The 13,275-nt window shown below is 60.6% G+C and carries 17 protein-coding genes; 13 read left to right on the forward strand and 4 right to left on the reverse strand.

The window, feature by feature from the left end; all coding sequences use genetic code 11:
• Positions 1 to 42: 42 nt before the first annotated feature.
• Positions 43 to 606 carry a TetR/AcrR family transcriptional regulator gene (locus JL39_RS29890; protein ID WP_037159428.1) on the forward strand — a complete coding sequence of 188 codons (564 nt, stop codon included), beginning with the start codon at positions 43 to 45 and terminating at the stop codon, positions 604 to 606.
• A 95-nt stretch (positions 607 to 701) separates the two neighbouring features.
• Here JL39_RS29890 and JL39_RS29895 read toward each other — a convergent pair whose 3' ends face one another.
• A complete protein-coding gene (locus JL39_RS29895) occupies positions 702 to 1,655 on the reverse strand; it encodes a dienelactone hydrolase (protein WP_037159431.1) in 954 nt (317 codons plus the stop codon).
• 93 nt (positions 1,656 to 1,748) lie between these two features.
• Between JL39_RS29895 and JL39_RS29900 the strand changes: the two genes are divergently transcribed.
• A complete protein-coding gene (locus JL39_RS29900; RefSeq protein WP_037159434.1) occupies positions 1,749 to 2,642 on the forward strand; it encodes an AraC family transcriptional regulator in 894 nt (297 codons plus the stop codon).
• A gap of 24 nt (positions 2,643 to 2,666) precedes the next feature.
• On the opposite strand, the gene JL39_RS29905 is transcribed toward JL39_RS29900, so the two are convergent.
• A complete protein-coding gene (locus JL39_RS29905; RefSeq protein ID WP_037159437.1) occupies positions 2,667 to 3,224 on the reverse strand; it encodes a methylated-DNA--[protein]-cysteine S-methyltransferase in 558 nt (185 codons plus the stop codon).
• Positions 3,225 to 3,359: 135 nt separating this feature from the next.
• On the opposite strand from JL39_RS29905, the gene JL39_RS29910 reads away from it, so the two are divergent.
• The 5 genes from JL39_RS29910 to JL39_RS29930 all read left to right on the forward strand — a co-directional run bounded on the left by JL39_RS29910 (position 3,360) and on the right by JL39_RS29930 (position 7,538).
• Entirely contained in the window at positions 3,360 to 4,145 is a 786-nt protein-coding gene (locus JL39_RS29910; RefSeq protein ID WP_244446982.1) for an AraC family transcriptional regulator, read from the forward strand.
• Positions 4,146 to 4,240: 95 nt separating this feature from the next.
• Positions 4,241 to 5,662: an alpha/beta fold hydrolase gene (locus JL39_RS32730; RefSeq protein WP_081953033.1), complete on the forward strand. Its 1,422-nt coding sequence runs from the start codon at positions 4,241 to 4,243 to the stop codon at positions 5,660 to 5,662.
• Positions 5,663 to 5,678: 16 nt separating this feature from the next.
• Positions 5,679 to 6,173 (forward strand): nuclear transport factor 2 family protein, encoded by a 495-nt coding sequence (locus tag JL39_RS29920; RefSeq protein ID WP_037160087.1) that lies wholly within the window; start codon positions 5,679 to 5,681, stop codon positions 6,171 to 6,173.
• Positions 6,174 to 6,296: 123 nt separating this feature from the next.
• Positions 6,297 to 6,938, forward strand: coding sequence for a 2'-5' RNA ligase family protein (locus JL39_RS29925; protein ID WP_052183182.1), 642 nt, complete (start codon positions 6,297 to 6,299; stop codon positions 6,936 to 6,938).
• A gap of 75 nt (positions 6,939 to 7,013) precedes the next feature.
• Complete coding sequence (locus JL39_RS29930) at positions 7,014 to 7,538, forward strand: VOC family protein (RefSeq protein WP_052183183.1); 525 nt, start codon at positions 7,014 to 7,016, stop codon at positions 7,536 to 7,538.
• 66 nt (positions 7,539 to 7,604) lie between these two features.
• Here JL39_RS29930 and JL39_RS29935 read toward each other — a convergent pair whose 3' ends face one another.
• Both JL39_RS29935 and JL39_RS32270 read right to left on the reverse strand, forming a co-directional pair.
• A complete protein-coding gene (locus JL39_RS29935) occupies positions 7,605 to 9,038 on the reverse strand; it encodes a methyl-accepting chemotaxis protein (RefSeq protein ID WP_244446991.1) in 1,434 nt (477 codons plus the stop codon).
• A 141-nt stretch (positions 9,039 to 9,179) separates the two neighbouring features.
• Positions 9,180 to 9,344: a hypothetical protein gene (locus tag JL39_RS32270; protein ID WP_200884034.1), complete on the reverse strand. Its 165-nt coding sequence runs from the start codon at positions 9,342 to 9,344 to the stop codon at positions 9,180 to 9,182.
• Between the two features lie 174 nt (positions 9,345 to 9,518).
• On the opposite strand from JL39_RS32270, the gene JL39_RS29940 reads away from it, so the two are divergent.
• The 6 genes from JL39_RS29940 to JL39_RS29965 all read left to right on the forward strand — a co-directional run bounded on the left by JL39_RS29940 (position 9,519) and on the right by JL39_RS29965 (position 13,262).
• A complete protein-coding gene (locus JL39_RS29940) occupies positions 9,519 to 9,866 on the forward strand; it encodes an ArsC family reductase (protein WP_037159440.1) in 348 nt (115 codons plus the stop codon).
• Positions 9,867 to 9,906: 40 nt separating this feature from the next.
• Positions 9,907 to 10,335: a putative toxin-antitoxin system toxin component, PIN family gene (locus JL39_RS29945; protein WP_037159443.1), complete on the forward strand. Its 429-nt coding sequence runs from the start codon at positions 9,907 to 9,909 to the stop codon at positions 10,333 to 10,335.
• A complete protein-coding gene (locus JL39_RS29950) occupies positions 10,332 to 10,562 on the forward strand; it encodes a ribbon-helix-helix protein, CopG family (protein ID WP_037159446.1) in 231 nt (76 codons plus the stop codon). Before JL39_RS29945 ends, JL39_RS29950 begins: the two co-directional genes overlap by 4 nt.
• A gap of 8 nt (positions 10,563 to 10,570) precedes the next feature.
• Positions 10,571 to 11,044 (forward strand): Cys-tRNA(Pro) deacylase, encoded by a 474-nt coding sequence (gene ybaK, locus JL39_RS29955; RefSeq protein ID WP_037159448.1) that lies wholly within the window; start codon positions 10,571 to 10,573, stop codon positions 11,042 to 11,044.
• A gap of 7 nt (positions 11,045 to 11,051) precedes the next feature.
• On the forward strand, positions 11,052 to 11,939 hold the full coding sequence (locus tag JL39_RS29960; RefSeq protein WP_037159450.1) for an MBL fold metallo-hydrolase: 888 nt from the start codon (positions 11,052 to 11,054) through the stop codon (positions 11,937 to 11,939).
• 69 nt (positions 11,940 to 12,008) lie between these two features.
• Positions 12,009 to 13,262: an aminopeptidase gene (locus JL39_RS29965; protein WP_037159452.1), complete on the forward strand. Its 1,254-nt coding sequence runs from the start codon at positions 12,009 to 12,011 to the stop codon at positions 13,260 to 13,262.
• The last annotated feature ends 13 nt before the right edge of the window (positions 13,263 to 13,275 follow it).

The raw sequence follows: 13,275 nt of genomic DNA on the forward strand, positions 1-13,275 counted from the left end.
CCACCTATAAATGGAGCGCCGCTCCATATTTCAAGAGGACCGATGAGAGCCGACGCAAAAAAGAACTATGATCACATCCTGAAGGTTGCGCGCGAGGTCCTCGGCAAGGGAGATGCGAGCGCATCCCTGCGTGACATCGCCCGCAAGGCGGGTGTTGGCGACGGTACGCTGCACCGGCATTTCCCAACTCGGGAAACCCTGCTGGAGGCGCTGCTGCGGACCAATTTTGAAGAGATGGCGCAAAGGGCGAGCGAGCTGGAAGCCTCCGACAATCCCGCCGAAGCACTCTTGATCTGGCTGAGAGAGGCGATCGCCATGACGCGCGACTATAGCGGCGTGATCGCGCCCATGGTCGCCGCCATTGCAGACGAAAGTTCAGCCCTTCATAGCTCTTGTGTCACTTTACGCTCCGCCGGGACCAGACTGCTGACCCGGGCGCAAGCCAATGGCGTCGCCCGGCCAGATATGGATGGCAACGATCTTTTCGCCCTGATCAGTGCCCTCGCATGGCTCGGCGAACAGCCACCGCTGGTACCCCAGGCCCATCACCTGTTTGATCTGATCTCCGATGCGATCCTGACGAGGCGGTCGGCTTCAGCGGAATAAAGCTTGTACCGGTAGAGCGCTCACGCAGCGAAAGAACCCGATCATCTGTGGATTTCAATGATCGCAAAGTGGGAGAATGGTCCTTCCAGGGAGCATCATGCAGCCATTTTCTCGTTCACGGTGCCAAGCGCTTGCGCCGGACCGATGAGCGCCGCGCGGGCCAGAGCCCATGCCCCGGCATCGACATCAAGCGCAGTTTTCAGCCACGCAAGCGTCATTCGCCTGGTTGCCTCCAGCACATCGGGCGCCTCGATTTCGGTTTCCTTGGCATCGAGCCCTGCAATGCCCCCGAGTCCATGCCCTACCCCGCGAAGAGTAAGCAGCGCCCGTGCCCCGGGGCCATCGTGATAGGCATCGGCATGCCACTCAGGTCCACGCGGCGTGAAGTGCGGATTGTCATCCGCGCCGCAGACGACGAGACTCGGCGTCATCACGCCAGCGAAATCGAGGTCGAAGAACGGAAACCGGGCCGCGTTCTCCGGGGTCAGATCCTCGCCCCCGCGTCCCGGCGCGGCGAGAAGAATACCTGCGGAGATGCGGGTATCGGCAAAATCCTCGCCATGCAGCCGCGCACCGAGAAGCAAGCCGACCGTGTGCCCCCCAAAAGAATGACCTGCTGCGGCGATCCGGCCATGATCAAGGCGCCCCGCGACGGCCGGCGCCTGATGTTCGATCTCGGCCAATCGATTGAGGATCGCCCTCACCTCCGCGACACGTTCGCGCCAGAAGAACGGCGCACCAGGCGCGTCTGCCGGGAGCCCACCGACACGGGAACTCGCATGTGTCGGCTGAATGACGGCAAAACCACGTTCGGCCCAGAACTGCGCAAGCGGCGCATACCCGTCCTTCGAAGGGATGTAGTTGGAGGGACCGAACCCATGCGACAGGATCACGATCGGCAGCTTCTCGCCGCTCGCAGGTGCCGTCAGGCGCAGTTCCAGCGATTGACGATCCGTGAGGTGTAGGCGAATCGGTGAATAGGCGAGGGTGAGAGCGGCCTCCGGCGTGGGAATATGGCGGGCAAGCTCGATCAAGTTGTTGGTTGTCATCTTTTGTCTCCTGCTTGAGTATCTCAAGATGGAATAGGCAGACCGGACGTTATATATTTATTCGTCCGCGTTTGTTTAGCGAAAGTCCGAAACCTGTCTGATCCTCTCGCCGAGATCGTATCGATCCTCAAGCCCGTCCCCTCGATCGCCAAGCTGGTGATGGCGGGTGGGGCATGGCTCGTTGAGCGCCGGGAACTTGGAAGCCCGTTCTATTGCGCGATTGTCGAGGGGCGCTGTCACCTGACGATCAGTGGTCGCGCGCCGATCATCCTGGCCGCAGGCGATTTCGTTATGGTCCCTGAAATCCATTCCTTCACCATGAGCAGCCTCCAGCCGCCCCCACGGGGCACGCTGCCGCAACGGCTTGAAACCAGTCCCGGCGTCTTTCGCCTCGGTGATCCTGCATCGGCGGTCGATGTCACGGCCATGGTCGGGCATTGTGCCTTCGCAGCAACCGACAGGCAGATGCTGCTCTCGCTTCTACCTGACGTCATCCATGTCCAGGGTCAGGACCGACTGACGAACCTGGTGCGGATGATTCATCGCGAAACAGTCGGCAAGCTTGCTGCCAGGGACATGGTCTTGACCCGCCTGTTGGAGGTTCTCCTGATCGAGGCGTTGCGGTCTGCGGGCGGTGCGACGGCGTCGCCTGGCTTGCTGCGCGGTCTGTCCGACCACAGACTGGCTCCGGTCCTGCGGCGCATTCATCAGGATCCGGGCGGCGAGATAACCGTCGAGGATCTGGCGCGGAACGCTGCAATGTCGCGATCTACCTTTTTCGACCGCTTCCGGCGCGAAGTCGGCGTGGCCCCCATGGAATATGTGACGAGCTGGCGCATGGCGCTTGCGAAGGAAATGCTCCTTCGACGCGAGGCATCTATCGCCGAGATCGCCGCGCGCATTGGTTACGCCTCCGCCAGCGCCTTCAACGTGGCATTCACCCGGCATGTCGGAACAACGCCGGGTGCTTTTGCCGGGAGGTCTTGACCGCAGGCTGGAATCTCCGGCGGGTCAGAACCCCAGCGACTGCTGTGCAGGCTCCGGCGGCGTCAGGCGCACGCCTTCCAGCTCCAGCATATGCGCCTTCGAGGTCGAACCGCCCGGCGCCGAAAAGCCGCCGATCTTGCCGCCTGCGGCCAGCACACGGTGGCAGGGGATGATCAGCGCCACCGGGTTCTTCGCCATGGCCTGGCCGACATCCCGGGCAGCCTCGGGACCGGCGCCCAGCTCCTTGGCGATTGTGCCGTAGGTGGTCGTATGCCCCCAGCCGACCCGGCGAGCCGCGGCATAGATTTCTCTGAAGAAATCGTCCTGATCCTGAAGGTCGAGCTTGAAACGCGAGAAATCGACCTCTTCGCCGGCGAAATAGCGCTTCACCGCCTCAATCGCTTCTTGCACCTCGACCGGCGGCGTTCCGCGTTCGGCCTCCGGCAGCCGGCGCAGGAGAAGGCGCTCGGTCGAATCCGCGCTCTTCGTGGGAAGCTGAAAGCGGGTGATGCCGATATCGTTCCAGGCAATGCCGCAGAAACCGCCGGCCGTTCCAAAAATGAGATATTGATGCGCAGCCATAATGTAACCTCCGCATATTGCTTGACCTCAAGATCGGCTTTGCGGGCTTGAGATTCAACCCGTTTCTTGCCTCTCATCGTCTGGCCTCACGGAACTTTTCGTTGAGTTTGCTCCGGCAGGCGCTACGCTTTCCGCATGACAGGATCGCAGGCACAGACACGGATGCGATTGAAAGCGGCGAGGCTCCACACGCCTGCCGGCGGCGGCAGCTTTGTCATGTCGCATCTGTCGATCGGCCTCTTTCTCGTGGACCAGGACCGCCATCGGATTGCGGTGGGATCCGACAGGCAGCGGCACATCCCTCTCAAGGCCGGCGAAGGCTGGATTCTGCCGGCAGATGTCACCGGCATCTGCGAATATGATGAGGCGCTTTCGTTCCTGAAGCTCGAATTGCCGGAGAGCCTGCTCGGCGATGTTGGCTTCTACCGCCAGCGGGATTTCGCGCCGGTCGTCGGCGCCTTCGATCCGCTGCTTGCGCAATTCGTCCATCAAGCGGCCGCGACCACTGAAAGCGCGCCATCGCTCTATCGCGACACCATGCAGCTTGCCCTTGCCGCACATCTGGCTGAGGTGCTGTGGCCGCAGAAGCCGGGGCTTGCCGGCATTGAGGATCGCCGGCTGCGCCGCGCGCTCGACTACATCCACGACAACCTCGCCGCGGACCTCTCTCTGGACGATCTCGCGTCCGAGGCGGCGATGAGCCGGTTCCATTTCTCCCGCGCCTTCACCAGGGTGACAGGAAAATCGCCGCTGCAATATGTGATCAGCCAGCGCATGGAGCTCGCCAAGCTGCTTTTGAAGACCACACGCCTGCCGATGGCCTCGATCGCCGCGAATGTTGGCTATGAGGACGTGTCCCGCTTTGGACAGCATTTCCGTCGGCATACCGGCACGACCCCCGCCGCATACCGCGCCGACTAGAGCAAGAAAAGCATAATAGACGCCAAGAACCGCGCCTGTGAAACGGGCGGAGAGCTGCAATCCTTCGTGATCCGAATGGAGACAGGAGAAGCAGCATGAAAACCACGGCTCTTTCGACCTTCTGCGCGGCGCTGATGACGTCCGCCGCATTCGCCGCCGACATCCAGACACGCAAGGTCTCCTTCGGGAATGAAGGCACAACGATTGCCGGCACGCTCTATCTGCCGGCGGATTATCAGCCCGGTCAGAAACGCCCCAGCGTCATCGTCGCCGGCGCGTGGACGTCGATCAAGGAGCAGATGTCCGGCCTCTATGCTCGCGAGATGGCGGAACGCGGCTTTGCCGCGCTTGCCTTCGACTATCGCGGCTGGGGCGAGTCGGGTGGCACTATCCGCTTCAAGGAGGATCCGGCAACCAAAACCGGCGATATCGCCGCGGCGGCCGCGTTCATGGCCACCTTGCCGGAGGTGGATGGCGACCGGATCAACGGGCTCGGCATCTGCGCCTCTGCCGGATACATGGCTGCGGCCGCGACGGGCAATGCGAATTTCGCCTCCGTCGCGCTGGTGGCGCCCTGGCTGCACAACAGGGACATCGTCAACCAGGTCTATGGCGGACCGGACGGCGTTTCCAGGCTGATTGCCACCTCACGAGAGGCGGAAGCTGCCGAACGCCGAGGCCAGCCCCAGATCATTACCGCCGCCAGCGCCACCGACCAGACCTCGCTCATGTACCAGATCCCGTATTACACCGAGGAAGGGCGTGGGCTCATTCCGCAATATGACAACCGCTTCAACCTCGCCTCCTGGGAGCCCTGGCTCACCTACGATTCCGTAGCGCTCGGGGCAAAGCTCGACAAGCCGGCGCTGGTCGTTCATTCGGAAGCGGCAGCCGTGCCGCAGGGCGCGCATGCCTTTTATGCGCTTCTTCCCGGCGAAAAGTCCGAGCTTTGGCTTGATGGCGTCAGCCAATTCGATTTCTACGATCAGCCGGGCCCGATAACCATCGCCGCCGACGCGGTGGCGGCGCATTTCAACCGCCCGGACCACTCAGCCCAGCCGATTGATCCGCAAGATCGCGCCGCCATCCTAGACACGATCACCGATATCGCCACCGGTGCCGACCGGCATCAATGGGATCGCGTCCGCCACGCCTTCGCCGACGAGGTGAAACTCGATTACACCAGCCTCTGGGGCGGCGAGGCCGCAATCCAGCCGGCCGATGCGGTGATCGAACAATGGTCGGACTTCCTGCCGGGCTTCGACGAAACACTGCATCTCGTTACCAACCCTACGATCACCGCCATACGCGGCGCGACCGCAACGGCCGAAGCCGATTTCCAGGCCACTCACCGTATCGACAACGATTTCTGGGTGCTGATGGGCCATTACCGCTACGAGCTCACGAAAGTGAGTGATGCATGGAAGGTCTCGGCACTCACCATGACCTACACGCATGAAACCGGCGATCGCGGCCTTGTTGCGCGCGCCGCCGAACGCGCCCGGCAGACCCGCTGACCCTCGCGAGGAAACCATGTCCAGAACGCTCACCCGAGCCTTGCTCGTCATCACCGCCCTCTTTTCAGAAGTGCCCGCCATGGCCGCCAGTCCGGAAGAAAACCGCAAGGTCATCACCGACTATTACGCCGCCTATGCCGCGGGCGACATGAGCAAGGTGGCCGACTTCTTTGCCGACGACATCGAATGGCATATCCCCGGCCACCACCCGCTCGCCGGCACCAAGCGCGGCAAGGCGGAAGTCGCCGCCTTCTTTCAACAGCTCGGCAAAGCCGGCTTCCGCGCCGAACTGATCGCACTGATGGCCGACGAGAACTGGGTGATCGACATGCATCGCGGCTGGTCGAATCGCGAGGTCGGCAATGTCGACACCATCTGGGTGCTCGCCTTCCGCATCGAGAACGGCAAGATCAGGGAAGCCCGCAATTTTTCCTATGATCAGGCCGCAGCCGACACGTTCTTCTGGCAGGTCTATCCCCTGAAACCGCTGCCGGAGCGACTGGCGGATTAACCATAATCCGTATGTTCACTTTTTGTTCTTTACACCTCGTGCAAGCTCCGCTAGTTTTTCATCATTGGCAGGAAGCCGGGATGGAACGATCAAGACGGTGGCGAGATGAGCTTGGGGAGACATGTGAGCCAATCCTCGCTTCCCTTTGGCGAAGCTCGGGCTCCTTCCGAAAATGCGGCAGGGCAGCAGCCAAGCAAGCTGTTCTTCGGCCTGAAACCCACCTCCTCCCTGTCATTTCGCATGAACCGTGCCGCTGCCCGGCATGCGCTCGACAGAACAAGGCGGTCCGCCTATCCGCCACACCTCCTGCATATGACGCTGCTTTGCATGGAAGAATTCCGCGCGCCGCCGCGGCATCTCATCCCCGCTATTCAAAAGGCGATCGGTGAGATCGGAGCAAGGCCCATTCCGATTGCGCTTGACGGAAGTAACCTGTTTGGCCGCAAGAGGCATCTCGTACTGACGAGTTCGACGGTGAATCGGGAACTCAGGAGCTTTGTGAGGATACTTCGCAATACGCTCTCGCGGCATAATCTGCCCCGTTTTCCGCTCACGTCTTTCGAGCCGCATGTGACGGTCATCTACGACTGCGGCCACATCGATCTTCTGCCCGTCCCTCAACCGTATGCCTGGACTGCAGGCGAGTTCCTGCTCATCTACAGCCACTACGGGGAGAGCCGGCATGAAGAGTTCGGGCGGTGGCGATTCGACCCGGACGCACCGCCCTACCCTTCGTCGCCAGAGCAGTTACGCCTGATGATTTGAAAATTTCTGGCCGCCGTGTCGGGTCGAGCGGCGTCGCTCCGTCCTTTGAGACGGTCACTGAAAGAGGAGAGCAAAATGGCCATCCAGAAGCACAAGATCGTTCCGCATCTCTGGTTCGACGACAATGCGGAAGAGGCCGTCAATTTCTATGTCTCGATATTCGAGAACTCCCGCGTTACGGATGTCTCCCGTTATGGCGAAGCCGGTCCGCGGCCAAAGGGGTCGGTGCTGGCGATGGCCTTCGAACTCGAGGGCCAGAGTTTCGCCGCCATCAATGGCGGGCCGTGGGCCAGGTTCAACGGCTCCGTCTCCTTCCTCGTCCATTGCGAAACGCAGGAGGAGATCGACTGCTATTACGACAAGCTCGTCGAAGGCGGCCAGCAGCAACTCTGCGGCTGGCTGACGGATCGATTCGGTCTCGTCTGGCAGGTCAATTATGCCAGGCTGCCGAAGATGCTGATGGACCGTGATGCCATCCGGGCAAACCGGGTCATGGAAGCAATGATGAAGATGAAAAAGATCGACATCGCCCGCCTGGAAGAAGCCTATGAGGGAAAGGCCGCGGCTCAAAGCATGCCGCGATCTTTCAGATTCGCTTGACCCACTTTAAGCTCTTGTTTTCACCCATGTCTCGCAAAGCCGCTGCACGCTTTTACGCGACATGGCTTAGACTCGGATCGCCAGGCGCAGGCCGCCCCAATGGCGGCCGCTCACCGTGATCGGCGCGGAAATGTCCTTCATCAGCACGAACTGGCCGCCGCCCATGTCGCGGCGATAGGTCTGCAGCAGGAAAGGCTCCTGGTTTCGGCCGGCGGCGAGGCCGACGCGATCGTTGAAAATGCGCCGGTTGCGGCAGTTTGCCATATTCCAGGTCACGTCCCCCGGACGCTGGCGCTGCGAGAACTTGCGGTTATGGGTGGGCAGGTAGCCGTTCTCATCGACTGCGGCGCAGAAGGCGATGCGCTCATCGCCTTCGATTGCCGGCTCCTGGATCGGCGGCAGAACGGCGTCGGTGAAATCGGTGAAGCGCGTCATGTACTGGACGGGATCGCTGCCCGGGATCGCCGCATATTGCCGGTCGAAAAGCGAAGCGAGATCGATGCGGCCGGATTTCATGCCGGATTCGAAAGCGGCCGAAACGTCGGCGGCAAGCGCCATCACCTGGCGGATATAAGAACTGTCCGGTGTCTCGACACCGGCACTGGCGGTCGCCTGGATCATCCGCTCTGAAATCGTTACCACCTCGCCGACTCGGGACGAGGTTTCCTGGAGCTGGTCGTTGGACTTCAGGATCGCGTTCGCGGCGGACGCGATCGAAGAGGCGAATTCACCGCATTGCCGGTCGACGGTCTCGGTCGTCCCGGTCAAGGAGGATGCGTTGTCGAGAATGCGGGTCATGACGTCCTCGACGCCCTTGAAGGACCCTTGCACCTTCAGCGCGGTCGCCTTGACCCCTTCGGCGGAACGGCTGGCGCCTTCGCCGGCTGTTACCAATCGGTCGATCCGGCTATTCAACTGGTCGAGCGTCGTCTGGATCGAGCTCGTCGTCTGGGATGTCTGAAGTGAGAGCGCCCTGACTTCCGCGGCAACCACAGCGAATCCCTTGCCGGCCTCGCCCGCGCGCGCCGCCTCGATTGCGGCATTCAGTGCGAGCAGGTTCGTCTGCCGGGCGATCGTGCCGATCGCCTCTGCCAGCCGTCCGACATCCCCCAGAGCGGCCGAGAAAAGCTTGATCTCCGCACCGATCTCCTGCGATGCATCGACCATGTTGTCGATCGCAGCGACGGAACCTGAAAGCTGCTCGGCCTGCTCGCCGAGCACCCGCCGGGCATTCGCGGTCAACTCGTCGGATTCATGAAGGGAACGGGCGATCTGCCCATTGGCTTCCGCGATCGATTGCGCGGATTGGGTAAGGCGGCTCAACAGCGCCGCATGCTGAGAGGATTGGGCGGCGGTGTCTTGCACGGCGCCGGCTATATCGACCAGATGAATGCCAAGGGCCGAAGCCTCGCTCGCGAGCTTGACGACAGAACGCCTCAATACCTCACCGTCGAGAGGCTTGGCGTCCGATGCTTCACTTTCCCTGATGACCTGCCCGATCGCGCTCACCTACACCTCCCAGATATTAGGAGATTATCTGATAGCGATGGTTAACGGACAGTTTCCACGTGTATCACTCCCGACCCTATACTTAAGGCTGAGAGTGAGCTTGTCGGATGCCCGAAGGATCGAGGATCGGGCTTAGCCGATCCGGTCGAAAGCCTTGGGGTCGATGCCGAGCATCTGAAGATCGCTGTTGTTCGGGCGACGATGGTTTTCAACGGCGGCCGAAACCGAGATCGCAGCGCTCATGACGGCGAAGGCGCGGCCAATGGCACCACCACGGGTCTTGCTCTTGATGGACATGTTAATCTCTCCTTTTTCGTTCCACTAAAATATGATGTTTTGCCCGTTTTTGTGCAATGCACAACAGAACAAGGGAGACATGCAGCTTTCACATAACGCTCATTGAGCAAGCGCAATGACTTGCATGGCAAGTGCTGCTCTTGTTATCGGTCTGCCCGAAGCAGGGGGTATTCGATGGCAATCACGATCTACGGCATCAAGAACTGCGACACGATGAAGAAGGCCCGCGCCTGGCTCGACAGAAAGGGCGTCGCCTACGACTTTCACGACTATAAGGTCGAAGGCATCGACCGAGCCCATCTTGACCGATGGGTGGATCGCGCCGGCTGGGAGATGGTCCTGAACCGGGCCGGCACGACCTTCAAGAAGCTGGACGATGCCGACAAGGCCGGGCTCGACCGCGAGAAGGCAATCGAATTGATGCTTGCCCAGCCCTCGATGATCAAGCGCCCCGTTCTCGAAGCAGACGGCAAGCTGGTCGTCGGCTTCAAGCCGGAGGTTTATGAGGCAGAAATCGGCTGAGTTGTTGACGTTGGTATGATAGCATATATGCTGTCACCTCATGAAGGTTGTAGTCGACACGAACATTTTTATATCCGCTATTATGAATGCGGAAGGCACGCCTCGTCAGGTGATCCGCTTGTGTTTACAGGAGGAGATCACACCTTTAATGGCGAACGCCCTTTTCTCGGAATACGAAGATGTTTGTAGTAGGGATGACCTCTTTGTTCGGTCGCCGCTTTCTGTTGAGGAGAGAGCGGAGTTGCTGCAGGCCTTCTTCTCGTGTTGCCAATGGGTATCGATTTATTTCCTCTGGAGGCCCAATCTTCGCGACGAAGCGGATAATCACATTTTGGAACTGGCGATCAGCGGCGGCGCAGACGTTATCATAACGGCAAATAAACGCGATTTCGCTCAATCGGAACTGGCATTTCCGAAACTGAAGATTTTCACTGCCGGTGAGTTTCTGGCTTGGAGAACTGCAAAATGAGCACTCTGACAATACGACTTCCTTCGGATCAGCATGAACGCCTCAAAGCACTCGCTGCAGCGCGCGGGACGAGCATTAACAAACTTTTCGAAGAGTTCTCGGCCAAGGCACTTGCCGAATTCGATATCGAAACCCGTTTCCGCTTGCTTGCGGCGAAGGGGAACAAGAAACGCGGGCTTGCCCTTCTGGACAAATTGGACCGTTCTCACTCCCAGTTGGATCGATAGCAGGCCATATGTCCAAGACCACTCGCGCCACCCAGGCTCTCGACAAGGCGGGTGTCGCCTTCACCACCGTCACCTATGATTACGATCCGAATGCCGACCGGATCGGGCTGCAGGCCGCGGAAGCAATCGGCGAGGAGCCACGCCGGGTGCTGAAGACGCTGATGGCGGAAGTGGACGGCAAGCCGGTCTGCGTCGTGGTGCCGTCGGATCGTGAAGTCTTGATGAAGAAGCTCGCCGCCGCCTTCGGCGGCAAGTCAGCGAACATGATGAAGCCCGCTGACGCCGAGCGCGCGACCGGCTACCATGTCGGCGGCATCAGCCCGTTCGGGCAGAAGAAACAGGTGCCGACCGCGATCGAAGTTACGGCGCTCGACGAGCCCTATGTCTTTATCAATGGCGGCCAGCGCGGCCTGCAGGTTCGGCTTGACCCGAAAGCAGCACGGGATGCATTGAAGGCGATCGCTGCCCCGCTCGTAACGTGAGACGACCATGTCCGAAATGACCGCGACATTGCGAATCCTCGAGCCCTTTCCGGGCATCTTCGCCTATTACGACGGACGGATAGCCGGCAAAAGGCTGCATGCCGAAACGGCCAACTGGCTTGATGATGGCGCCTATGCGCTCGGCGTCGCTTCCTATGCCGTCGTCGATGGACAGGAAGCGCTCGTCTACGACACGCATATCTCGCTCGATCATGCCCGCGCCATCCGCGCTCATCTCGAAGGGCTCGGGGTCACCACGATCCGGGTCGTGCTCAGCCACTGGCACGATGACCATATTGCTGGCAATGCGGTGTTTTCGGACTGCGAGATCATCGCGCTGAAGCTGACTGCCGAAAGGCTCGCGCAAAACCGCGAGAAGATCGAGAGCGCCGATCCGCCGATCTCGCCGCTCGTCATGCCGAATACGGTTTTCGAGAAACGGCTCGACCTCGTCGTCGGCACCCAAAAGGTCGAACTGCATCATTTCGCCATCCACAGCGCCGACGGCAATGTCATCTGGCTACCAGAGCAGCAACTGCTCCTGGCCGGCGACACGGTCGAGGATACCGTCACCTATATTTCGGAGGCGGCCGAGATCGGAATGCATATTGTGGAACTGACACGCATGCGCAGCTGGCCGATCGCCAAAATCCTGCCGGCACATGGCGATCCGGACCGTATCGCATCAGGCGGCTACGGTCCGGCCCTGATCGATGCGAACCGGGCCTATCTGCAACGGCTGACAGGCGCCATTACGGCCGGAGAGGAGATAGATCCCTCCCTCAAATCCTTCGCGGCAGAAGAAATCGCCTCCGGTGCGACCCTCTATTTCGCACCCTACGAGAAGGTTCACGCAAACAACATCGCGGCGGTCAAGGCAGCAATGGATCGCTGAACGATCTTCAATTTTGCCTCAAACCTCTTTAAGTCTGGCAGATCGCACAGGAAGAAAGCAGAGGCCCCCATGACAATCGTGCCGAATTTTCAAACCGTCGTCGATCCGCAGAAGCTCGAGAAACTAGCGGAAGTGGCCATCAAGGTGGGCCTCAGGCTCGAGAAGGGTCAGGATCTGGTCATCACGGCGCCGCTTGCCGCCCTGCCGCTCGTCCGGCTCATCACCAAGCATGCCTACAAGGCCGGGGCCGGTATCGTCACGACCTTCTATTCTGACGAGGAAACCACGCTGGCGCGTTATGAATTTGCGCCGGACGCAAGCTTCGACAAAGCCTCCGACTGGCTCTACGAGGGCATGGCCAAGGCCTATGGCAATGGCGCGGCGCGCCTTGCCATTGCCGGCGACAACCCAATGCTGCTTTCAGGCCAGGACCCGTCCAAGGTGGCGCGCGCCAACAAGGCAAATTCCATGGCCTACAAGCCGGCGCTGGAAAAGATCGCCAATTTCGACATCAACTGGAACATCGTCTCCTATCCCAATCCGTCCTGGGCCAAACAGGTCTTCCCGGACGTTCCCGAAGACGTAGCCGTCGGCAAGCTGGCGGAAGCGATCTTTGCCGCATCGCGCGTCGATGTCGCCGACCCGATTTCGGCCTGGGCGGAGCACAATGCCAATCTCAAGAAGCGGTCGAGCTGGCTGAACGGCGAACGCTTCTCCGCGCTCCATTTCACTGGCCCGGGGACGGATTTGACCGTAGGTCTCGCCGACGGCCACGAGTGGCATGGCGGGGCTTCCACCGCCAAGAACGGCATCACCTGCAACCCGAATATCCCGACGGAGGAAGTCTTCACCACGCCGCACGCCTTGCGCGTCGAAGGGCATGTGTCGAGCACCAAGCCGTTGTCGCACCAGGGCACGCTGATCGACAATATCCAGGTGAAATTCGAGGGCGGCCGCATTGTCGAAGCCAAGGCGACCAAGGGCGAGGAAGTGCTGAACAAGGTGCTGGACACCGACGAAGGCGCCCGCCGGCTCGGCGAAGTGGCGCTGGTGCCGCATTCCTCGCCGATCTCCAAGAGCGGCATCCTGTTCTACAACACGCTTTTCGACGAGAACGCCTCCTGCCACATCGCGCTCGGCCAGTGCTATTCGAAATGCTTCCTCGACGGCGCATCGCTCAGCCAGGATCAGATCAAGGCACAGGGCGGCAATTCGAGCCTCATCCACATCGACTGGATGATCGGCTCCGACAAGGTGGATATTGACGGTATCAAGGCTGACGGCTCGAAGGTGCCGGTCATGCGCAGGGGCGAATGGGCCTGATCCAGGCGCTGCC

The organism is Rhizobium sp. YS-1r, assembly GCF_000757525.1.
In the GTDB taxonomy this organism is placed as follows: Bacteria; Pseudomonadota; Alphaproteobacteria; order Rhizobiales; family Rhizobiaceae; genus Neorhizobium; species Neorhizobium petrolearium.